Below are 22,940 nucleotides of genomic sequence, written 5' to 3'. Positions count from 1 at the left end.
TGCTAAAATCGCCAAAAAATCACGAAAGGGATGAAATGGATAGAGTTTTTTTATCTCCACCAAATATGAGCGGAAAAGAGCAAGAATATATAAAAAAAGTTTTTGAAAGCAACTATATAGCGCCGCTTGGCGAGTATGTAAATAAATTTGAAGAAAGTATAAAAAGCTACACCGGAGCAAAAGATGCTCTTGCACTAAGCGCTGGAACGGCGGCGCTTCACCTAGCACTTCGTGTCCTTGGTGTAAAAGAGGGTGATTTTGTGCTGGCTTCTAGTTTTACTTTCATGGCTTCAGTCTCGCCTATACTTTATGAAAAAGCAACTCCAGTATTCATAGACTGCGATGAGAGTTGGAATTTAAGCCCAAAGCTACTAAAAAAAGCGATCTCAAATTTACCTAAAAAGCCAAAGGCATTAGTCGTTACTCATCTTTACGGGCAAGCTTCAAAGATGAAAGAAATTTGTGAAATTTGCCAAAACGAGGGCATCGCTTTAGTTGAAGATGCAGCTGAAGCACTTGGTGGATTTTACGGCGGCAAGGCACTTGGCACATTTGGCGTGATGGGCGCATATAGTTTTAATGGCAATAAAATAATCACCACTTCAGGTGGCGGTATGCTAGTTGGTGACAAGGAATTTGTAGAAAAAGCTAGATTTTACAGCACGCAAGCAAGAGAGCCATTGCTTCACTACGAGCACAAAGACTATGGCTATAACTACCGCTTAAGCAACGTCCTAGGCGCTATTGGCGTGGCACAGATGGAAGTTTTAGAAAAAAGAGTCGAGCAAAAGAGAAAAGTCTTTGAAATTTATGAAAAAGAGCTTGACGATATTTTAGAATTTATGCCAGAACTGCCAAATTCTCGTGGTAACAGATGGCTCACAACCGGCGTTTTTGCCAAAAAGGATACACATTTAAAAGTTATAAAAGCACTAGCTGATGAGAACATCGAGAGTCGCCCACTTTGGAAGCCTATGCATTTACAGCCTGTATTTAAAGGTGCGTTAAGCTTTATCGATGGATATAGCGAAGATCTATTTTCAAGAGGAATTTGCTTGCCAAGTGGCAGCGATATGAGTGAGCAGACACAAGAAAGAGTGATAAAAATAGTCAAGGAAAATGCTTAAATGTTTCATGCAACAAAGTTAAAAAGGCTCGTATTTTTTCTTCTTGGCGATGTTTTTATATTTATTTTTTCGATATATGCGGCTTATCTTTTAAGATTTAACGCCGACATCCCAGATATCTACGTGCAAGGGCTTTTTGTAACGGCTGGATTTTTGATCGTATTTAAGCTATTTTTTATGTGGATGTTTAAAATTTACAAGGTGCCGTGGAGGTTTTTTGGATTAAATGAAGCAAGAAAAATTTTTCTTGCCCACGTTTGCTCAGCGGTTTTATTTACGATCATTTTTTTTATCATTCAAGATTTTTTAAATCCATATCCAAGAAGCGTTATTTTCATTGATCTTCTTATTTCATGCTTACTTGTTGGGCTTTTAAGAATTTCAAAACGCATGGTGCTTGACTTTTCAAACAAACCTCACAAAGGTGAGCCTTGTATCGTTATAGGCGCAACGTCAAAAGCGCTTCACGTCTTACGTGGCTTAAAGCAGGGCTATCTTGACTACTACGCAGTTGGCGTGGTAGATGGCAGAAGTGATCTTGTTGGTACTTATTGTGATGGATTTTTAGTTCAAGATAAAAAAGATATACCAAGCCTTATAAAAGACTACGACGCAAAGACTGCTATCATCGCACTAGCACTTGATCAAGACGAGCTTCAAGCTTTAGTTGATGAGCTAACTGGATATGGCATAAGAGATATGAAGCTCTTTTCGCTTATCGAAAATGAGCCGATCAAAGATATCTCGATCGAAGATTTGCTCGCTAGAAAGCCAAAAGACCTTAATCCAGAAGCCATTTCAAATTTCTTAAAAGATAAAAGAGTGCTTGTTACTGGAGCTGGCGGTAGTATAGGAAGCGAAATTTGTAAGCAGTGCTTGAAATATGGTGTAAGTGAGCTTATAATGGTTGAGCACAGCGAGTTTAATCTTTATAAAATAGGCGAAGATACAAAAGATAAAAGAACTATTAGCAAGCTTATAAATATCACAAATTTAAAGGATTTTGAAGAGGTTTTTGCTGACTTTAAACCTGAGATCGTCATCCATGCCGCCGCATATAAGCACGTGCCACTTTGCGAGCTAAATCCTCGCTCGGCTGTCGAAAATAATATCCTTGGCACAAAAAATGCTGTCGATCTTTCAAAAAAATATGGCGTTAAAAAATTTGTTATGATCTCATCAGACAAGGCCGTACGCCCAACAAATATAATGGGAACAACTAAGCGTGTTTGTGAGCTTTATGCTTTAAATTCAAATGAAGCTGGCGTGTGTGAGATAGTTTGCGTGCGCTTTGGAAATGTCCTTGGTTCAAGTGGTTCTGTTATACCGAAATTTAAAGCACAGATCGCTGCAAATAAGCCACTAAGTGTTACTCACCCAGAGATTACAAGATATTTTATGCTCACATCTGAGGCGTGTCAGCTGGTACTTCAAGCTGCCTCTATTGCAGAAGGTGGCGAGCTTTTTGTGCTTGATATGGGCGAGCCAATCAAGATCGTTGATCTTGCTAAAAAGATGCTTCTGCTTTCAAACAAAGAGCATCTGGGTATCGAATTTGTAGGGCTTAGACCTGGCGAGAAGCTTTATGAGGAGCTGCTTATCAACAAAGATGACGTTCAAACTAAGTATGAATCGATCTTTGTGACGCACTCACAGCCATACGACCTAACTCTTTTAAATTCACAGATAAATGGGCTTTTGCAGCTTGAAGATGACGAGGTAGCACCTGCTCTTAAGGTGATCGTGCCTGAGTTTAATCATGCACTAAATCTAAAAGGCTAATTAGAGGCAAAGAACAATGATAGCGATAATTGACTATGGAGCTGGAAACATCAAAAGCGTGATAAATGCTTTTGATTTTCTTGACAAAAAATGTGCCTTAGTAAGTAAGCCTGAAAATTTAAAGGAGTATTCGCACATTGTTTTGCCAGGCGTTGGAGCTTTTGGTGAGGCGATGACAAAGCTAAAAAATAACGGCATGGATGAAGCAATAAAAGAGGCTGTAAAAAGTGGCAAAGCTTTTATTGGCATTTGTCTTGGTATGCAGCTTTTATTTGAGCGAAGCTTCGAGTTTGGCGAGCATGAGGGACTCTCTCTTTTGCCTGGCGAGGTCGTAAAATTTAATGAAGCTAATTTCGATAAACCATTAAAGATACCTCACATTGGCTGGAACGCTTTGGAATTTAAGCAAAATAGCCCATTAAATTTAGGACTAAAAGAGCTTGAGTATTTATATTTTGTACATAGCTATCATGTGGTTTGTGATGATAAATTTGCACTGGCAAAGACGACTTATGGATATGAATTTACAAGTGCGGTTTGGCATGAAAATATATTTGGCTTTCAGCCTCATCCAGAAAAAAGTCATGAAGCTGGACTTAAAATTTTAGAGAATTTTGCGAGGTTATGATGGAAATTTTTCCAGCTATTGATTTAAAAGAGGGACAAGCAGTTAGACTTAGCAAAGGTCTTATGCAAAGTGCAAAAATTTATAGCAACGAGCCAAGTGAACTTGCTAAGAAATTTGAAGATTATGGCGCAAAATGGCTTCATGTGGTTGATTTAGACGGTGCATTTGCTGGAGAGACGATAAATTTTAAAACAATTGAAAAAATTACAAAGGCTACAAATTTAAGCGTCCAAGTGGGTGGCGGCATAAGAGATGAAGAGCGAATAAAGCGCTATTTGGACCTTGGAGTTAGCAGGGTGATCCTTGGCTCAGTTGCCCTTCGTGATCCAGAATTTACAGCAAAAATGGCTGGAATTTACAGAGTCGTAGTTGGCATAGATGCCAAAGATGGCTATGTGGCAGTGCAAGGCTGGGGCGAGGTTTCAAACATAAAAGCAGTCGATCTTGCGAAAAAATTTGCAGATGTGGGTGTAGAAGCTGTGATTTGCACCGATATTAACAAAGATGGAATGCTTGGCGGAGTCAATGTTGAGTTTAGCTTGCAAATAGCTAGAAATAGCAAGCTTGAGACAATAGCAAGTGGTGGCGTGAGTGATATAAATGATATTTTGATGCTAAAAGCTACAAATGAGATTAGTGGCGTAATAGTTGGGAAAGCCTACTATGAAGGGTTGCTTGACCTAAAAGAGGCCTTTAAACTACTTAGATATCGTTAAAGCTTTTATAAATTTAAATTAGCTAGAATAGGGCAATTTTTACTAAAAGGATATTATGTGAAGATTTTGGTTGTAGATGACAGTTCAACAATGAGAAGAATCATAAAAAATACTTTGCAAAGGTTAGGACATCAAGAAATTCTTGAGGCTGAGCACGGTCTTGAGGCCTGGAATATCTTAACTCAAAACGAAGGTATCGAAGTTCTTATCACTGACTGGAATATGCCTGAGATGAATGGTCTTGAGCTTGTTAAAAAGGTAAGAGCAGAGCAAAAGTATGTTGATATGCCTATCATAATGGTAACAACAGAGGGCGGAAAAGCCGAAGTTATAACAGCTTTAAAAGCAGGTGTTAATAACTACATCGTTAAACCTTTTACGCCACAAGTTTTAAAAGAGAAGCTTGAAGACGTTCTTGGTTAATGAAAGATAAATTCTACGAATTAAGCATAAAAACATCAAATTTTTATGATGAAATTTTAGAGCTAGTTTTCTCTTTTGGAGTTACCTGTGTTGAAGAGCTAGATCACGAGATCATCATCAGGGAAGAGTATGATCTAAAAGATATAGCTTGGGGTATTGAAGAGTATGCAAAAGGGCTCTCTAGTGTTCGTAAAATTTCAAATGATTTAAAAATTTCTCTTAATTTAAAAGAAAATAAAGACTGGCTAGGTGAATATAAAAAGGCAGTTAAGCCTATTTTGGTTGATAAAATTTATGTTAGACCTAGCTGGGAAGAGCCACTTAATGGCGTAACAAATATCATAATCGACCCAGCTCTAGCCTTTGGCTCAGGGCACCATGAAAGCACAAATTCTTGCTTGCAGCTTTTACAAAAATATGCAAAAAGTGGCAATACTACTTTAGACGTGGGCTGCGGAAGTGGAATTTTAAGTATTGCCCTGGCAAAGCTTGGCTGTAAGGTCGATGCTTGTGATACAGACGAGCAAGCCACGCAAAGCTCAATTAGCAACGCCGAGTTAAATGAGGTTAAATTTAATAAAATTTGGACAGGCTCTATCGCGAATTTAGAGCAAAAATATGACATTGTCGTAGCAAATATCATTGCTGATGTCATTTTTATGCTCTCAAATGACTTAAAAAAATCGCTTAAAAAAGGCGGCTACTTGGTATTGTCAGGAATTTTAAACAAATACGAAGATAGGATTAAAGATACGTTTAAGGATTTGGAGCTAATTGAGATAAAACAAAGTAACGATTGGAGCAGCTTTGTTTATAAGGAAATAGATGAATAACCAAAATAATAACCAAAATAATGGCAACAATAACGGTTTTTTTAATAAAAATCCTATTTTCATTTTTGCCATTTTTGCAATAGTTATAGTTTTAGCTTTTAGAAGCTTTAGTGGAGACGGACTAGGTGGCTCTTTTGGGCTAAATAGCAATGCCCAGAGTAAAATGGTAGCTTATTCTGAGTTTAAAGATATGTTAAAAAATAAGCAGCTAAATGAGGTTGCTATCTCAGAAACTACCATAAAAGGCATAGGTAGTGACAAAACTATCTATCTTGCAAAACGTATAAATGATCCAACGCTCATTGGTATACTTGAGCAAAATGGCATAACTTATAGCGTTTATAGCGAAAATAACTGGTTTGGTGATCTTATATTTTCATGGATAATCCCAGTATTTATATTTTTTGCCATTTGGATGTTTATTGCTAGTCGTATGCAAAAGAATATTGGCGGTGGCATACTTGGCATAGGAAGTGCAAAAAAACTTATAAATTCTGAAAAACCAAAAGTTAAGTTTGATGATGTCGCAGGTGTCGAAGAGGCAAAAGAAGAGGTTCAAGAGATAGTTGATTATCTAAAAAGTCCTGATAAATATCTAAGACTTGGGGCAAAAATTCCAAAAGGTATTTTACTAGTTGGCCCTCCAGGTACTGGTAAAACGCTTCTTGCAAGAGCAGTTGCAGGCGAGGCTAGTGTTCCATTTTTCTCTATGTCAGCATCAAGCTTTATAGAGATGTTTGTCGGTGTTGGCGCAAGTAGGGTTAGAGATCTTTTTGAAAATGCTAAAAAAGAGGCTCCAGCGATCGTTTTTATAGATGAGATCGATGCGATCGGTAAAAGTAGAAATTCTGGTCCGATGGGCGGCAATGACGAGAGAGAGCAGACGCTAAATCAGCTTCTTTCTGAGATGGACGGCTTTGATGCGGACAAGTCGCCAGTCATTGTTATAGCTGCTACAAATAGACCTGAAGTTTTGGATGCTGCGCTTTTAAGACCAGGTAGATTTGATAGGCAAGTGCTTGTTGATAAGCCTGATTTTAAAGGACGCTGCGACATTTTAAAAGTTCACATGAAAGATGTAAAGATTGGTAAGGATGTAAATATCGAAGATATTGCAAGGCTTACGACTGGTTTAGCTGGTGCTGATCTTGAAAATATCATAAATGAGGCAGCACTTCTTGCAGGACGTAAGTCAAAGACTTTTGTCGAGCAGGCCGATCTTGTGGAGGCCGTTGAGAGATCGATTGCTGGTCTTGAGAAAAAGTCTCGCCGCGTAAATCCAAAAGAAAAAAGGATCGTCACTTATCATGAGTGTGGTCATGCCTTGATAGCTGAGCTAACAAAAGGTGCAAAAAGGGTAACAAAAGTCTCAGTCGTACCACGTGGTCTTGCGGCACTTGGCTATACTCTAAACACACCTGAAGAGAATAAATTTATGATGCAAAAGCATGAACTGATAGCAGAAGTAGATGTGCTTTTGGCTGGTAGAGCTGCTGAAGAGGTATTTATTAAAGAAATTTCAACTGGAGCTAGCAACGACCTAGAGCGCGCGACCGATATCATAAAAGCTATGGTTAGTATGTATGGTATGAGCGATGTTGCTGGTCTTATGGTGCTTGAAAAGCAACGTGCTACGTTTTTAAATGGCGGTCAAAGCATCAAAGATTACAGTGATAAGATGGCTGAAAAGGTTGATGAGTTTGTAAAAACACTTCTTCATGAAAGATACACAGCTGTGCTTGGTTTGCTTGAAATTTATAAAGGTGCTATTGAAAATATGGTATCAGCACTTTATGAAGAAGAAACGATCGAAGGAAAAAGAGTTAGAGAGATCATTAAAAACTATGAGATCGAAAATGATCTAGAGAGCAGACTCGTAGAGACCGAAGAAGACGAAAAGAGTAAAAAAGAGGAATAAAAATGAGTGGCTATATCGCGAAAGCAGGATATAAATTTATATTATTTTTTCTAATTTTATTTGTTTTATCTTTGCTATTTGGGATCTTGCCACTACTTTTTGCTATTTTACTTTTTTTGGGACTTTATTTTTTCAGAGATCCTGAGAGAGAGCCATTTTCTGATGATAAATTGGCTTTACTATCGCCGATTGATGGCAAGATAAAAGAGATCAGTGCTTCAAATTTTGATAATAATGAAGTAGCTAAGATCGTCATAAAAAAATCTTTTTTTGATGTTGGTACATTAAGGGCTGTAAGTGATGTAAAAGTAGCTGAAATACGCAAAAGACATGGCTTATTCTTATGCCAGGCTATGAAAATTTCAGAATTTTTAAATGAAAGAGCGATTATTCGCTTTGAAAAAGAAAATATAAAATTTGTTATGAAAATTATAGCTGGAGCTTTCAGTCGAAGTTTAGAAATTTCAAATGTTACTAGTCTAAAAGCATCTAGAAAATTTGGTTTTTTAGGAAGTGGTGAGGTGATTTTATACTTGCCAAGAGATACTAAGATATGTGTAAGCGTTGGAGAAAGCGTAAAGGCTGCTTCACTTTTGGGATATTTTGAAGAGGGAAAAAGAGATGAATAACATACAAAAGATGCAACTAATGTATATCTTGCCAAATTTATTTACAGCAGCTAGTGCTTTTTTGGGTGTTATTAGCATTATTTCATCTATTCAAGGTAACTATTTTAAAGCCATTATTTATATCATCTTATCGCTTATTTTAGATGGACTTGATGGACGTGTGGCTAGACTTACAAAGACAACTAGCAAATTTGGGGTAGAGTTTGATAGTCTTGCAGATCTTGTTGCTTTTGGTGTAGCGCCAGCGATTTTATTTTATTTGACTATTGGTAAAAATTTTGGCAGATTTGGGGCACTTATAGCTGCTATGTTCGTGGTTTTTGGAGCTATTAGGCTTGCTCGTTTTAATGTCACTACTGGCACATATGAGCCAAATGTTTTTATCGGACTTCCTATACCATCAGCAGCTATTGTGAGCGTACTTTGGGTTGGAATTTATATCGACTATACTTTTTTAGAAGGATTTGAGTGGTGCTTGATGCTACTTGAAGCTACTCTGGCAGCTTTAATGGTTAGCAACATCCGCTATCCAAGTTTTAAAAAAATAAATTTAAAACAAACCCATGTGATAAGAATTTTAGTAGCTCTTGTAGTTGCGTTTTCGATGCTTTATCTATATCCATTTGAAAGTGCGACTTTGGTTATGAGCGTCTATATGCTTTATGGTATAGTAAGAGCCACTATAATGTTTAGTAAAAATTCCAAAAAAAAGGAGAGCGAATGAGCGAAAATGGCGTCATAAAATCACGTAAATTTTTACCAAAAATCGAAATCAAAAACTCTCTACTGCTGCTACTTAGGTAGCAAATTTCTATTTATTTAACTCATTAAATTTAAAATTTAAATATAAAAATAAAAAAAGGACAAAAATGGATAAGAATAAAATTATAATCTTTGATACGACTTTAAGAGATGGTGAGCAAAGCCCTGGTGCATCGATGAATACAGCTGAAAAATTACAGATCGCACTTCAGCTTGAAAGGCTTGGTGTGGATGTTATGGAGGCTGGATTTGCAGCAGCAAGCCCAGGGGACTTTGATGCGGTAAATCAAATAGCAAAGCAAGCCTCAAATATCAAGGTTTGCTCTCTTGCACGCGCAGTTGAGCGTGATATTAAGGCAGCTGGCGAGGCATTGGCTCCAGCTAAAAATAAGAGAATTCATACATTTATAGCGACAAGCCCAATTCATATGGAGTACAAGCTAAAAATGAGCCCAGATGAAGTAATAAAACGTGCAATCGAGTCTATAAAATACGCAAAAACCTTTTGCGATGATGTGGAGTTTAGCTGCGAGGACGCTTGTAGAAGTGAAATGAGCTTTTTAAAAGAAATTTGTGATGCTGCCATAAATGCGGGTGCAAGAACTTTAAATATCCCTGATACAGTTGGTTATTTATATCCTGAAGAGATAACTGCTCGCATTAGTGAAATAGTAAAATTTGTAGGCGATAGAGCGATAATCTCTGTACATAATCATAATGACTTAGGCATGGCTACGGCAAACTCGTTAGCGGCTATAAAAGCTGGCGCAAGGCAGGTCGAAGGTACGATCAATGGCATAGGTGAGCGTGCTGGAAATGCTGCACTTGAAGAGATCGTGATGGCTATTAAAACTCGCCAAGACGTCTTTGCTCCACTTTATACAGACATTATCTCAAAAGAAATTTATCCAACTTCAAGACTGATTGCTAGTATTATAGGCATTGAGCCTCAACCAAACAAAGCTATCGTTGGTAAAAACGCATTTGCTCATGAGAGTGGCATACATCAAGACGGCGTGCTAAAACATAAAGAGACCTATGAGATAATTAGCGCTGAGAGTATAGGCCTTGAGAAAAATTCTCTTGTTTTAGGTAAGCATAGTGGTCGCCACGCGTTTAAAGATAAGCTTGCTAGCCTTGGATTTGACCTTGATAGCGATGCTCTTAATAAGGCTTTTGAAAAATTTAAAGAGCTAGCTGATAAGAAAAAAGAGATATTTGATGATGATATCAGAGCTCTTGTAGCTGAAGAGATTACAAAAATTCCACAAGCTTATGAGATCACGGCTCTTCTTCAAAGTAGCGGCGGAAGCCTTGCAAGCGCTTCAATTAGCATAAAACACAATGATGAGATCATCAGCGACTCAGCTCTAGGAAATGGTACCGCTGATGCGATATTTAAGGTAGTTGATCGTATTAGTGGCATTAGCGGTACACTAAAAGACTATAAAGTGGCATCTGTTTCCCAAGGTAAAGACGCACTTGCAAAGGTTGATGTAAAGGTCGAGTTTGAGGGCAAAACGGCTGTAATAGGCCATGGACTTGACATAGATACTATGATGGCAAGCGCAAAAGCCTATGTTGGCGCACTAAATAGCTACCTTCGCATACATAAAAACTAAAATTTTAGCTGGCTGCTAAATTTGCAGCTGGCTGATTTGAATTTAATCCGAAAACTATATAAATTTTTAAAATTCAAAGTCTCTATTTAAAAAAATAGATTTTACTATCTTTACAAATTTTAAAATCTTACTCATTTGCCTTAGCAACTTACTAATTTTAGGATTCATAAATATTCGCCACTAAATTTAGAAGCGTGATATGCTCACTCTTAAATTTTAAATTTGATAGAGTTTAGACCGCATGCAGTGCGAAGTACTAGCACATGCCCCTTGAATGTGCGAGGGGGTGGATTAAAAAAGGGGCAAGGAGGGGGATAAGGGGATGGACTTCGTGTCTGCCACGTAGTTGCGAGCCTGAGAAGTAAAATTAAGTCCACTTGCCTCCCTTTTGAATAAAAAATTGCAAATTTAATCAAGCCGTCTTTGCAAATTTTAAAACTTTCATTCACTCGCAAGAATTGACTACTAAAATTTGTATGATACTTCCATAAAATCAAAGAGAATTTACCTTGTCTTGTTTAGTTTTTCTCTTTTGATTTTATAAAATTTCCATAAGCCCCTGTTACTAAAAAAGCGATTTCCACGCTGTAGCCAAGATTTAGGGCTTATGGGTTAATGTTTCGATTAAAAATCTTGGCTTTGCTTACCGCTTATCTCAAATTTTAGAGCCGAAATTACTCGCTTATAAATTTTAAAATTTGCTAGATTCTCATCTTGGATTGTTAAATTCGTATTTTGTAGAGCTGGCTATTAAATTTATATCCAAAAATGCCAGCTTTAATTTAAAATTTTGCTTGGAGAGTAAATTTTTGACTTACTGCCCAACTATCTTTTTAACAGCTAGTGAAGCTAAATTTAGCCCAAAGCAAGCAGTCACGCCCATGAAGCTTCCAAGTGGCTTGCAAAGTGGCTCTTCTGTTGAAAAGACCACGTCAAATTTACCGCTAAAGCCTGATTTTTTGAGCTCATATCTATATTTTCTAGCTAGTGGATCGACCGAAGTTTTCCAAACGCAGGCCACCTTGATCTTGGTTGGATCAACCCTTTTTGCCCCACCCATCGAGGCTATAAATTTGCTAGGATCTACTGCGTTTGCAAGGGCAATCTTGGCGGTGATATCATCGATAGCATCGATCACCACGTCAAATTTACTAAAGTCAAATCCAGTGACAAACTCAGGCGTGATCAGCGTCTGCATAGGCGTGATGCAAGGATAAATTTTGGCAAACTCCTCCACCTTTACGCCGCCTACGTTTTCGCTGTAAATTTGGCGGTTTTGATTTGTCACGTCAAAAATGTCTTTGTCGATCAGCGTGATGCTTCCGACCCCGCTTCTAGCAAGCGCATCTACGCACATTCCACCCACACCACCAGCTCCACAAACTAGCACTTTTGCGCTTTGAAGCCTGCTAAAACCATCCTCACCAAAGAGCCATCTTATCCTTGTAAATCTATCATTTTGCATCAAATTTCCCCTTTAGGCTCTCCAAGCTCTCATATGAAGTCATATTTAGTTTTATGGGCGTTATCGTGGCAAAGCCCTCATTTACCTTGCTGATGTCACTTGGCTCGCCTTTTTCGTATTCAAGCGCAGCATTTCCAAGCCAGTAGTACTCGATACCTCTTGGGTTGCGATTAAGCGTAGCATGCGTGGCGTAGGTGCGTTTGCCAGCTGGGACGATGGAGTAGCCTTTGAAATTTTTGCTAGTTACGGCTGGGATATTTACATTTAGAAATTCTCTTTGATTTAGCGAAATTTCACCCTCTAGCACCTTTGATACGATAAATTTCACCACCTCTTTTGCTAGCTCAAAGCCAAGTTCATTTAATGAATTATTTGCATAAAACTGCGAAAAGGCAATACTTCTAATGCCTTGCAAAACGCCCTCCATCGCCGCTCCGCACGTGCCAGAGTAGGTTATATCTTCACCCAAATTTGCTCCGTGATTTATGCCGCTTATCACTAGATCTGGCTTTTTGTTATAAAGTGCGTGAAGTGCGAGATAGACGCAGTCACTTGGCGTTGCGTCATCGAGTTTAAAAAAATTATCATCAAGTTTTATGAACCTAAGTGGTCTTGTGAGTGTCAAAGAGTGAGCGCAGGCTGATTTTTCAGAGCTTGGAGCTACGATCGTGACGTTCACGCCATCTAGCTCGCTTAAAGCTTCTTTTAAGGCAAGCAAGCCAGTTGCCTCAAATCCATCGTCATTTGTTATCAAAATTTCTTTCAAATTTTATCCTTTAAAGGCTTGGATTTTATCACAGCTTTCTTAAAATTTTAAAGAATTTTTGCGTATAATGCCCCTAAAAAAAGACCTGATGAAAGTGTGTAAATGAAAATTTTAGTCTCCGCTCTTGAGCCATCGGCAAATTTGCATTTAAAAGAAATTTTGAAAAATTTCGAGGGCGAATTTGAGCTAATGGGAATTTTTAGCGAAGAGCTTGGCACGCCATATATGAAAAGTAGCGAGTTTTCAGCTATGGGTTTTGTCGAGGTTTTGCCGCTCATTTTTAAAGCAAAAAAAGCGATAAAAGTGATGAGCCAGATGGCAAAAGAGGCTGATGCAGTGCTGCTAATCGACAGCCCAGCATTTAATCTGCCACTTGCAAAGGCGATAAAAGAGGCTGGCGCAAAAGTAGCTGTGACATACTACATCTTGCCACAAGTTTGGGCGTGGAAGCCAAAAAGAGTGAGCGTTGTGGAGAGATACTGTGACAACCTAGCTTCGATTTTGCCATTTGACTCTAAATTTTATAGCCGATCGACATACGTGGGACATCCTTTGATGGATGAGATAAAGCTTAAAAAAACTAGCCTAAGTAGTAGTGGCAAAGTGGCTTTTTTGCCGGGATCAAGAAGGTCAGAGATTTCAAGGCTGATGCCAGTTTATAGAGAGCTTGCTAAAAAGATAGAAGCAAAAAGGCTACTTGTCGTGCCACCATTTTTACTTGATAAAGTGGGTGAAATTTATGGTGACGTGAGCGATTTTGAGGTCATCTCAAACACGCCTGAAGCCTTGTATGAGAGCAACTTTGCCTTTGTTTGCTCAGGTACGGCTACACTTGAAGCAGCGCTCATTGGCACACCATTTGTGCTAGCTTACAAGGCAAAAGCCATAGACGTTTTCATTGCTAGGAAATTTGTAAAGATCAAGCATGCAGGACTTGCAAATATAATGTTTGACTTCATGGGCAAAGAGCCACTTCATGAGGAATTTATCCAAGAGTTTGCAACGGCTGAAAATTTGCTAAGAGCTTATGAGTGCTGCGATAGGCAGAAATTTTTAAAAGGTTGCGATGAATTAAGGACTTATTTAGGGTATGGCAGCAGTAAAAATGTAGTAAAAATTTTAAAAAATATGGAGTAAAAAATGAGTGAACCAATGACAATGCACGGATATGAGAAGATAGAAGCTGAGCTAAAAGACCTAAGGCTGGTGCAACGCCCTCAAATAGTAACTGAGATCGACATCGCAAGAAGCCACGGCGATCTAAAAGAAAATGCTGAGTATCACGCTGCAAAAGAGAAGCAAGCCTTTATAGACGCTAGGATCGCTGAGCTTAGCGCACTTTTAGCAAATGCCGAAGTGATCGATCCAAGTAGCTATGAGCACGATAGAGTTAGGTTTGGCTCAAGTGTGACGATAATGGACGAGGAAACCGAAATAGAGCATACATATACGATAGTTGGCATTAGCGAAAGCGACATCGATAAAGGCTATATCTCGATAAACTCACCTCTTGCAAAGCAGCTTTTAGGTAAGGCCGAGGGTGATGAAGTTGTGCTAAATTTACCAAAAGGCAGAAGCGACGTTGAGATCGTAAAAATTTGCTACAAGCCTATAAAATTTGACTAAAAAGATGGGACAAAGAGCTAGAAACTGCTTTTTGGCTCTGCTATTTTTTAATTAAGGCAAAATTTGAGCAGATATCTATATGCCCCCGTTATAAAAGAAGGTGCAATCTTTTTAGCTGATGCCCATGAAAACGTAAACCGAAATGGTTTTTTAAAATTTTTAAGAGCCATTGATAATGGTGAGATCAAAGAGCCGCCACAAATTTTTTTGTTAGGTGATATGTTTGACTTTCTAACGGGCGAGGGCGAATACACAATAGAATTTTACTCTGAGCACTTAAACCTTATAAATAAAATTTCACAAAAGGTAGAAATTTTTTACTTCGAGGGCAATCACGATTTTAGACTTTCAAATTTATTTAATAAAACAAGAGAAATTTGGGATGGGCGTGAGATGCTGCGCTATAAAAGCGTTAGGGTTTATGATATTTACGATCAACCAGCAAATTTTAAAACGATCAATGAAGAGCGCGTCCAGATCGCGCATGGTGATATATTTTTACCTTTTATAGATAAATATGCGCTTAGATTTTTACGTGTAAGATGGTTTTTAAAATTTATGAATGCTTTGGATAAAATTTTACATTTTAAAATATCAAAAGCAATACTAGCTAGACTTACTAAGAAAAATTTAGACTATAAAATTCCTAATTTTAAGGAGTTAATGGGCAAGCATTTGCAAGGATATGAGGCTGGTATTGTGATAGAGGGACACTATCATCAAGGCGAGAAATTTAACATTTACGATAAGTTTTATATAAATCTACCTTGTTTTGCATGTGAGCAAAGTTATTTTGTTGTAGAATACGCCCAGCAAAAATTAAATTTGCTCAAAATGAGTTTGAAAGGACATTGATGTTTGGAGATAACGTACTAAAAACGGACTCAAACGAGATGGAACTTGTTGATTTTCGTATCTTTAAAAAGACCGAAAACAAAGTATATGAAGGAATATACGGAGTCAATGTCGCAAAGGTGCGGGAGATCATTAAGATGCCAAATCTTACAGAGCTTCCTGGCGTTCCTGAGTATATCGAGGGAATTTTTGATTTAAGGGGTGTGGTGATCCCTGTCATAAATTTGGCAAGATGGATGAATATTATCGAGCCAACCGAAGGCGTAGTTATAAAGCCACGTGTTATTATTGCTGAGTTTAGTGGTATTTTGATCGGTTTTATCGTCCATGAGGCAAAAAGGATTAGGCGTATAAGCTGGAAAGATATTGAGCCTGCAAATTTTGCTTCAGGTTCTGGCGCTTTAGATAAAGGCAAAATAACAGGCGTAACAAGAATAGAAAATGATGAAGTTTTACTTATTCTTGATCTTGAAAGCATAGTAGAAGAGCTTGGAATTTACTCACCAAAGATCGAATTTGATGTAACAGACGATCAAAAATTAAAAGGTGCTGCTTTAGTTTTAGATGATAGCTCAACTGCTAGAAAACTAGTAAAAGATGCACTTGAGAAGATGGGACTTAGCGTAGTTGAGGCTAAAAACGGCGTTGAGGGTTTGGAGAGAATGGAAGAGCTTTATCAAAGATACGGAGACAACTTATCAAGAGAGCTTAGAGTTATCTTAAGTGATATCGAAATGCCACAGATGGATGGATACCGCTTTGCTTCAACTCTTAAAAATGATGAAAGATTTAAAGAAGTGCCAATAGTATTTAACTCCTCATTGAGTAATGATTTTAGTGAAATCAAGAGCAAAGAAGCTGGTGGTGCGGCGTATCTTACAAAATTTGATGCAAGCATATTTTATCAAGAAGTGCTAAAAGTTATTGAAGCACATTCTAAATCTGCAAAATGAGGTGAAACATGGATGATATGAAAGAAATAATGGAAGACTTTTTAATAGAAGCTTTCGAACTTATTGAGCAGATAGATCATGACCTTGTTGAGCTTGAGTCAAACCCTGAAGATTTGGAATTATTAAATAGAATTTTCCGTGTTGCTCACACAGTAAAAGGTAGTTCAAGTTTTTTAAATTTTGATGTTCTAACAGAGCTTACTCACCATATGGAGGATGTTTTAAATAAAGCTAGAAAAGGCGAGCTAAAGATTACTCCAGACATTATGGACGTGGTCCTTGAGTCAGTTGATATGATGAAAGGCTTGTTAAGCAGCATTAGGGATCATGGAAATGATACAGCTGCTGGTATTGATATTAAAAACATTTGTGCAAGACTTACCCAAATTTCTGAAGGTGAGGCTCCGGTAGCAGCTCCTGAAGCTCCTGCCACGCCAGTAGCTGAGCCAACACCAGAGCCGGCAAAAGAGCCAGAGCCAACCGTGCCTGCTGAAGAAGCGCCAGAGATAAGCGATGCCGAGCTTTCAAAGCTAAGTGATTCAGAAGTTGAAGCTGAGATAGAAAGACTCTTAAAGGTTAGAAAAGCTGAGGATCAAGCAAGGCGTGCTTCAAAAGGTATAGCTCCAAAATCTCCTAGCGAGATAGCCCCAGCTGCAAGTAGTACTTCAGCTCCAGCTGCAAAAGCAGAGAGTAAGGAAAAAGACGGAGATAAAAAGGTCCCAGCAGCAAGTAGTGGTGCAGTGGCTCAGGAACAAACTATACGTGTTGAAGTAAAAAGACTTGACCACTTAATGAACCTAATAGGCGAGCTTGTTCTTGGTAAAAACCGCTTATTAAAAATTTATGATGACGTGGAAGAGAGATATGAGGGTGAGAAATTCCTTGAAGAGCTAAATCAAGTAGTCTCAAGTCTAAGCTTGGTAACGACTGATATTCAGCTTGCCGTTATGAAGACAAGAATGCTTCCAATAGCAAAAGTCTTTAATAAATTCCCACGTATGATACGCGATCTTAGCCGCGACCTTGGTAAGCAAATCGATCTTGAAATTTCAGGTGAAGAGACTGAGCTTGATAAGTCAATCGTAGAAGAGATCGGCGATCCACTAGTTCACATCATCAGAAATTCATGCGATCACGGTATCGAGGATCCTGAGACAAGAAAGGCCGCAGGCAAGCCTGAAAAAGGTCTTGTTCAGCTAAAAGCTTACAATGAAGGTAATCATATCGTTGTTGAGATAGTTGATGATGGTAAGGGTCTAGATGCTGACATGCTTAAATCTAAATCGATAGAAAAAGGCATCATCACTGAGCGCGAAGCTGATGCGATGAGTGAAAAAGAGGCATTTGGACTTATCTTTAGACCAGGATTTTCAACTGCGGCAAAAGTTACAAACGTATCTGGTCGTGGTGTTGGTATGGACGTTGTTAAGACAAATATTGAAAAGCTAAATGGTATCATTGATATTGAAAGTGAAGTTGGAAAAGGCACAGTTATGAAGCTTAAAATTCCACTCACACTTGCGATTATTCAGTCGCTACTTGTTGGAACGCAAGAAGAATTTTACGCTATTCCACTTGCTAGTGTTCTTGAAACTGTTCGTGTGCCTATTGATGATATCTACACGATCGATGGCAAAAATGTACTAAGGCTAAGAGATGAAGTTTTATCTCTTGTTAGACTTTCTGATGTATTTGGTGTTGAAAAGGCATTTGATGGTGGAGATCAAACTTATGTCGTAATAATCGGTGTTGCTGAAGCAAAACTAGGTATTATTGTCGATACTTTGGTTGGACAAGAAGAGATTGTTATTAAATCAATGGGTGATTATTTACAAAATATCCCAGGTATTGCTGGTGCTACTATTAGAGGTGATGGCCGTGTGACATTGATTATTGATGTTGGTGCTATGATGGAGATGGCAAAAGATATCAAGGTAGATATTAGAGCCGAAATAGAAGATAGCACAAAAGCAAAGGAAAAACCAAGCGATTATAAAGTCTTGATAGTTGATGATTCAAAAATGGATAGAACTATCATGCAAAAAGCGCTTGAGCCAACCGGGGTAACAATAATAGAAGCCACAAACGGTGTTGAGGCACTAAATATCGTAAAATCCGGAGAGCACTCCTTTGATGCGATTTTGATAGATATTGAGATGCCAAGAATGGATGGATATACACTGGCTGGCGAAATTAGAAAATACTCTAAGTACAGAAATTTACCACTTATTGCTGTTACATCAAGGACTTCAAAAACAGATAGATTACGTGGCGTAGAAGTTGGAATGACTGAGTATATTACAAAACCATATTCAGCCGAGTACCTAGAAAATGTCGTTAGAAAGAATATAAAATTAGCTTAGGGGTAAGGGATGAACAATAAACTAAATCAAGTTTTAAGCAAACAAAAACAGCAAATAAATGGTCCTGAGTTAAAAAATAATGAGGATATAGTTCAGCTAGTAGGATTTGTTGTCGGTGAGGAAGAGTACGCAATACCTATTTTAAATATCCAAGAGATAATCAAGCCTATTGAATATACACGTGTTCCTAGTGTGCCTGATTATGTTCTTGGCGTATTTAACCTACGTGGAAATGTTATTCCGCTTATTGATTTGCGTAAGCGTTTTTCACTAAATGTCACAAAACAAAGCCCAAGCACAAGATATATCGTTATGAAAGATGCGGATAATATCGCTGGCTTTGTGATAGACCGCTTGACGGAGGCTATTAGAATAGACCGCAATAGGATCGATCCGCCACCAGAGACTTTAGTAAAAGACAAAGGCATGATTTATGGTATCGGTAAGCGCGACCAAAATATCCTTACGATCTTGAAGGTCGAAAGCCTTTTAAAACGTGATTTTTAGGGTATAGCTTGATAAAACTTTGTGTTTTTGATTTTGACTCTACAATAATGGACGGCGAGACGATAGATATTCTCGCCGCCGCTAATAATGCTAGTGAAGAAGTAGCTAACATAACTAAGCGTTCGATGAACGGTGAGCTTGATTTTTTTGAAAGTCTTACAAAAAGAGTAAAATTTTTAAAAGGATTGCCACTTTTAAAAGTAAATGAAATTTGCAAAAATTTACCCATAATGCCAGGAGCTGGCGAGCTAATAGAAGCTTTAAAGCAAAAAGGTATCAAAGTTGTGGTTTTTAGCGGTGGATTTCATAATGCAACCGATGTAATGCAAAAAAAGCTTAATTTTGATGCAAATTTTGCAAATATCTTGCATCATAAAGATGGAATTTTAAGTGGTGAAGTTGGCGGAGAAATGATGTTTGGTAGTTCAAAGGGAGATATGATTGACCGCTTATGTGGACTATTAAATTTAGGCAAGGACGAGATAATGTGTGTTGGGGACGGGGCCAATGACATATCGATGTTTAGAAAGTGCGACCTTAGCATTGCATTTTGTGCAAAAGATATCTTAAAAAAAGAAGCGACACATTGTGTTGATGTTAAAGACTTGCGTGAAATTTTAAAATTTATAAGGTAGAAATTAATGTATGACAACGAAGCTAAATTCTCTCTTTGGTGTGATTTTATAGAGAGAAATTTTTTACAAAGCGAATTTAACTCTTTATTGGAAAATAATGTTATAAACGGCGCTACAAGTAACCCAGCTATTTTTAAAACAGCATTTTCGTCACCTGCTTATAAAAAGATAATAGAAACTAGCAATAAACGCCACCCAAAAGATCTTTATGAAATTTTGGCTACTCAAGATATAAAAATCGCCGCATGTAAAATGTTAAAAAATTATGCAAATGGCGATGATGGCTTTGTAAGCATTGAGGTTGATCCAAATTTAAGTGACGATACAGTTGCAACGATAGAAGAAGGTATCAGGCTTCATAATCTAATATCAATGCCAAATGTTATGATAAAAATTCCAGCTACAAAAGATGGTTATGAGGCGATGAGTGCGCTTATAGCAAGAGGAATTAGCGTAAATGCTACACTTATATTTTCACCAGATCAGGCTAAAAACTGTCTTGAAGCATTTAAAGAAGGTAGTAAGGCTTACGCAAGTCGCTTTATAGATACTACTATGCCAAAAGGTGTGATAAGCGTTTTTGTAAGTAGATTTGATAGAAAGCTTGATGAGGTTATGGCTGCAAAGAGCTTGCCAACGGGACAAATTGGTATAATGAATGCTGCAAATATATACCACCTGATCGAAGATTTTGGACTAGAAAATGTAAGAACTCTTTTTGCAAGCACAGGCGTAAAAGGTAGCGGTTTAAGAGGGGATTATTATGTTAGAGAGCTAATGTATAAAAATTCTATAAATACAGCACCAATAGAGACGATAAAAGAATTTATAAAAGAAAAAGCAGAGGCAAAAAATGTGCCTAGTAAAGAAAATATCTCAAGCTTTTTCCAGATTATAAAAAATAATGAGATAGATATAAATGTCGTTTATAAAGATTTATTAAGCGATGGTTTAAAGCAGTTTGTATCAGCATTTGATGATATTATGAAATCACTTTAAACAAAGAAGTCCAAGCTAATACAAAAATAGCGAAAGTGATCATTCTTAAATAAGCTTTATGTGAAATTTATAAAGCATTGGATAAAATCAGCACCTATTTTTTATGAAAGGAAAACGATGTTAGAAGGAATCGTTAGAGAGAGTATCGGTAAAAAGTCTGCAAAGGCTTTGAGAAGAGATGGTTATCTAATCGCCAACATTTATGGCAAGGGATTAGAGAATGTTGCAGCTGCTTTTAAAGTAAATGACTTTATTAAAGAAGCACGCAAAAAAGAGAGTCTTGCTTTTGATGTAAAAGTAGGCGGAAAAGTTTATAATGTCGTTATTGTTGATTACCAAAGAGATGTTGTTACAAGCGATCTTAAACACGTAGATCTAAAAGTAGCACTTCCAGGCGTTTTATCGAAATATATGATCCCAGTTAAGCCAGTTGGAACACCTATTGGTCTTAAAAATAAGGGCGTTTTGATCCAGTCAAAAAGACGTCTTTGCGTAAAATGCACAGCTGAAAATTTGCCAAATTCATTTGACGTTGATGTAAGTAAACTTGACATCGACGATACTATTTTGGTTCGTGATATCACAGCTCCTAAAGGCGTTACTATTGTAGACGCTGACCGTGTTGCGGTACTTGGAGTTATTAAAGCTAAATAAAAAAGGGCTTTTGTGACACTAATAACGGGGCTAGGAAATCCTGGCTCCAAATATGAAAATACTAGGCATAATATAGGCTTTATGCTTATAGATCTCCTAAAAGACTCAAATTACAAAGATGTTAGCTCAGCCAAATTCCAAGGCGAAGTTTTTAAATTCAATGACATTATCTTGCTAAAACCAACAACTTTTATGAACCTCTCAGGACAAAGTGTAAAAGTGGTCAAAGATTTTTATAAACCAGATAGAATAATCGTAATACACGATGATCTTGATCTTAGTTTTGGTGCGGTTAAATTTAAAAAAGGTGGCAGTAGTGGTGGGCATAACGGCATAAAATCGATTGATGGATTAATAGGCAACGACTACGAAAGGGTGCGTGTTGGCATTGGGCACCTTGGTGATGCTAAAAATTTTGTCCTTGGAGAGTTTAGTGATGAGGAGAAAAAGGCTTTAGATGAAATTTTAGCCTATACAAAAAATGCAGTTTGTGAGCTACTAAAGAGCGACATCAACGAAATTTCGCAAAAATTTACGATAAAAAAAGGTCTTATCAAATGAAACTATACGCCAGATACGTTGGCTGGGTCTATATAAAATCTTTTCTTGTCGTATTTTTAGCACTTGAACTATTTTATGTAGGCATTGATCTACTTACAAATTTAAAAGATCTGCCACCATCTGCTAACCTTCAGCTCCTTTATGTTGGGCTTACATCACTTAGCGCTATTGGTTATGTTTTGCCACTTTCGCTTATTTTTGCACTAATAATTTTACATGTAAATATGGTCAGATCAAATGAGCTAATCAGTTTTTATGCGCTTGGTATTAGTAAAAATAGCTTAATTTTTCCACCATTTTTTATTGCACTTTTTGTAACTATTTTTTATGTTGGCTTAAATTTTACTCCATTTGCCTATGCGCACGACTATCAAAAAAGTATCGCTAAAAATACGGCTTTCTCAAAAAGCACAAATGATTCATTTTTAAAATTTGAAGGCAAATTTATCTACATAAAGGAGCTAAATTCTGTTAATCAAATAGCAAATGATGTTAGAATTTTTGAGATAAATGGCACAAATTTACTCTCAACTACATTTGCAAATCACGCTAATTTTAAAGACAATGAGTGGATTTTAAAAGATGCTAATCAAACTCTTTTGCCTCAAATTTTAGAGCTTGGTGAGGCTGGTTTTAATAAAATACAAAGCGAGAACTTAGATGCACTAAAAGGCTTTAAGCCAAAGAGTATTGAAAGCGCTGTTAGCGTTGAAAACTCAAAATTTAATATCCCAGATGCGATAAATTTTATAAAGACATTTAAAAATGAAGGCATCGGCCTTGATAGCGCAAAAACAGCTTTTTACAACCTTGCTATCGCTCCATTTTTTGCACCATTTTTATTGCTCATTTTTTACTATCATTTGCCTGTAACTGGTAGATTTTTTAATCTTGCACTTTCGACTTTTATCTTTGTTGTGATAACTCTTGTCGTTTGGGGATTGCTCTTTATTCTTGCAAAATTTGCACAAACTTCTGTGATCTTGCCAGAGATTGGCATAGTTTTGCCAGTTATTTTACTTTTTGCATACGCCATTTATCTCATAAAATCGCATCGTTAAGCCAAATTTTGGCAAGCTTTTTGTAAAATCAAGCCATTTTAATAAAGGCTATTTT

Annotated in this window: 23 protein-coding genes; 21 read left to right on the top strand and 2 right to left on the bottom strand. The window is 37.4% G+C overall.

Going from position 1 to position 22,940, the window contains the following annotated elements; all coding sequences use genetic code 11:
- Positions 1-35 precede the first annotated feature (35 nt).
- From pglE to CVS93_RS07655, 10 genes are all read left to right on the top strand, one after another.
- A complete protein-coding gene (pglE, locus tag CVS93_RS07700; RefSeq protein ID WP_107687185.1) occupies positions 36-1,127 on the top strand; it encodes a UDP-N-acetylbacillosamine transaminase in 1,092 nt (363 codons plus the stop codon).
- Positions 1,128-2,909, top strand: coding sequence for a UDP-N-acetylglucosamine 4,6-dehydratase (configuration-retaining) (gene pglF, locus CVS93_RS07695; protein WP_107687184.1), 1,782 nt, complete (start codon positions 1,128-1,130; stop codon positions 2,907-2,909).
- A gap of 16 nt (positions 2,910-2,925) precedes the next feature.
- On the top strand, positions 2,926-3,537 hold the full coding sequence (hisH, locus tag CVS93_RS07690; RefSeq protein WP_054197043.1) for an imidazole glycerol phosphate synthase subunit HisH: 612 nt from the start codon (positions 2,926-2,928) through the stop codon (positions 3,535-3,537).
- Positions 3,537-4,253 carry a 1-(5-phosphoribosyl)-5-[(5-phosphoribosylamino)methylideneamino]imidazole-4-carboxamide isomerase gene (hisA, locus tag CVS93_RS07685; RefSeq protein WP_054197042.1) on the top strand — a complete coding sequence of 239 codons (717 nt, stop codon included), beginning with the start codon at positions 3,537-3,539 and terminating at the stop codon, positions 4,251-4,253. The genes hisH and hisA overlap by 1 nt, the downstream gene beginning before the upstream one ends.
- Positions 4,254-4,310: 57 nt before the next feature.
- Entirely contained in the window at positions 4,311-4,676 is a 366-nt protein-coding gene (locus CVS93_RS07680) for a chemotaxis response regulator CheY (protein WP_002939933.1), read from the top strand.
- Complete coding sequence (locus CVS93_RS07675) at positions 4,676-5,509, top strand: 50S ribosomal protein L11 methyltransferase (RefSeq protein ID WP_107687183.1); 834 nt, start codon at positions 4,676-4,678, stop codon at positions 5,507-5,509. Before CVS93_RS07680 ends, CVS93_RS07675 begins: the two co-directional genes overlap by 1 nt.
- A complete protein-coding gene (gene ftsH, locus CVS93_RS07670; protein ID WP_072594437.1) occupies positions 5,502-7,427 on the top strand; it encodes an ATP-dependent zinc metalloprotease FtsH in 1,926 nt (641 codons plus the stop codon). The genes CVS93_RS07675 and ftsH overlap by 8 nt, the downstream gene beginning before the upstream one ends.
- 2 nt (positions 7,428-7,429) lie before the next feature.
- Positions 7,430-8,056 (top strand): phosphatidylserine decarboxylase, encoded by a 627-nt coding sequence (locus tag CVS93_RS07665; RefSeq protein ID WP_021091662.1) that lies wholly within the window; start codon positions 7,430-7,432, stop codon positions 8,054-8,056.
- Entirely contained in the window at positions 8,049-8,780 is a 732-nt protein-coding gene (gene pssA / locus CVS93_RS07660) for a CDP-diacylglycerol--serine O-phosphatidyltransferase (protein ID WP_072594435.1), read from the top strand. The genes CVS93_RS07665 and pssA overlap by 8 nt, the downstream gene beginning before the upstream one ends.
- A 145-nt stretch (positions 8,781-8,925) precedes the next feature.
- Positions 8,926-10,440 (top strand): 2-isopropylmalate synthase, encoded by a 1,515-nt coding sequence (locus CVS93_RS07655; RefSeq protein WP_107687182.1) that lies wholly within the window; start codon positions 8,926-8,928, stop codon positions 10,438-10,440.
- An 814-nt stretch (positions 10,441-11,254) separates the two neighbouring features.
- On the opposite strand, the gene CVS93_RS07650 is transcribed toward CVS93_RS07655, so the two are convergent.
- Together CVS93_RS07650 and surE are read right to left on the bottom strand one after the other, a co-directional pair.
- Positions 11,255-11,905 carry a ThiF family adenylyltransferase gene (locus CVS93_RS07650; RefSeq protein ID WP_107687181.1) on the bottom strand — a complete coding sequence of 217 codons (651 nt, stop codon included), beginning with the start codon at positions 11,903-11,905 and terminating at the stop codon, positions 11,255-11,257.
- Complete coding sequence (gene surE, locus CVS93_RS07645; protein ID WP_107687180.1) at positions 11,895-12,671, bottom strand: 5'/3'-nucleotidase SurE; 777 nt, start codon at positions 12,669-12,671, stop codon at positions 11,895-11,897. The genes CVS93_RS07650 and surE overlap by 11 nt, the downstream gene beginning before the upstream one ends.
- A gap of 102 nt (positions 12,672-12,773) precedes the next feature.
- On the opposite strand from surE, the gene lpxB reads away from it, so the two are divergent.
- The 11 genes from lpxB to CVS93_RS07590 all read left to right on the top strand — a co-directional run bounded on the left by lpxB (position 12,774) and on the right by CVS93_RS07590 (position 22,885).
- Positions 12,774-13,808 carry a lipid-A-disaccharide synthase gene (gene lpxB / locus CVS93_RS07640; RefSeq protein ID WP_107687179.1) on the top strand — a complete coding sequence of 345 codons (1,035 nt, stop codon included), beginning with the start codon at positions 12,774-12,776 and terminating at the stop codon, positions 13,806-13,808.
- Between the two features lie 3 nt (positions 13,809-13,811).
- Complete coding sequence (gene greA, locus CVS93_RS07635; protein ID WP_072594430.1) at positions 13,812-14,297, top strand: transcription elongation factor GreA; 486 nt, start codon at positions 13,812-13,814, stop codon at positions 14,295-14,297.
- A 63-nt stretch (positions 14,298-14,360) separates the two neighbouring features.
- On the top strand, positions 14,361-15,152 hold the full coding sequence (locus tag CVS93_RS07630) for a UDP-2,3-diacylglucosamine diphosphatase (protein ID WP_107687178.1): 792 nt from the start codon (positions 14,361-14,363) through the stop codon (positions 15,150-15,152).
- A complete protein-coding gene (locus CVS93_RS07625; RefSeq protein ID WP_021091802.1) occupies positions 15,152-16,105 on the top strand; it encodes a chemotaxis protein in 954 nt (317 codons plus the stop codon). Before CVS93_RS07630 ends, CVS93_RS07625 begins: the two co-directional genes overlap by 1 nt.
- Positions 16,106-16,113: 8 nt before the next feature.
- Positions 16,114-18,468, top strand: coding sequence for a chemotaxis protein CheW (locus CVS93_RS07620; RefSeq protein WP_107687177.1), 2,355 nt, complete (start codon positions 16,114-16,116; stop codon positions 18,466-18,468).
- A 9-nt stretch (positions 18,469-18,477) separates the two neighbouring features.
- Positions 18,478-18,975: a chemotaxis protein CheW gene (locus CVS93_RS07615; RefSeq protein WP_085658145.1), complete on the top strand. Its 498-nt coding sequence runs from the start codon at positions 18,478-18,480 to the stop codon at positions 18,973-18,975.
- 8 nt (positions 18,976-18,983) lie between these two features.
- Positions 18,984-19,610 (top strand): phosphoserine phosphatase SerB, encoded by a 627-nt coding sequence (gene serB, locus CVS93_RS07610; RefSeq protein WP_085658146.1) that lies wholly within the window; start codon positions 18,984-18,986, stop codon positions 19,608-19,610.
- Positions 19,611-19,616: 6 nt separating this feature from the next.
- Positions 19,617-20,609 (top strand): transaldolase, encoded by a 993-nt coding sequence (locus CVS93_RS07605; protein ID WP_107687176.1) that lies wholly within the window; start codon positions 19,617-19,619, stop codon positions 20,607-20,609.
- Positions 20,610-20,726: 117 nt separating this feature from the next.
- Positions 20,727-21,263, top strand: coding sequence for a 50S ribosomal protein L25/general stress protein Ctc (locus tag CVS93_RS07600; RefSeq protein WP_021091684.1), 537 nt, complete (start codon positions 20,727-20,729; stop codon positions 21,261-21,263).
- Between the two features lie 12 nt (positions 21,264-21,275).
- Positions 21,276-21,824: an aminoacyl-tRNA hydrolase gene (gene pth / locus CVS93_RS07595; RefSeq protein ID WP_107687175.1), complete on the top strand. Its 549-nt coding sequence runs from the start codon at positions 21,276-21,278 to the stop codon at positions 21,822-21,824.
- The gene (locus CVS93_RS07590) at positions 21,821-22,885 is read left to right on the top strand and encodes an LptF/LptG family permease (RefSeq protein WP_107687174.1); all 1,065 of its coding nucleotides are present in this window, start codon (positions 21,821-21,823) and stop codon (positions 22,883-22,885) included. The genes pth and CVS93_RS07590 overlap by 4 nt, the downstream gene beginning before the upstream one ends.
- The last annotated feature ends 55 nt before the right edge of the window (positions 22,886-22,940 follow it).

The sequence above is a fragment of the Campylobacter concisus genome (assembly GCF_003048535.1).
Classification (GTDB): domain Bacteria; phylum Campylobacterota; class Campylobacteria; order Campylobacterales; family Campylobacteraceae; genus Campylobacter_A; species Campylobacter_A concisus_S.
The sequence above is the reverse complement of the archived record's forward strand: the minus strand, read 5'-3'. Positions and strand labels throughout refer to the sequence as shown.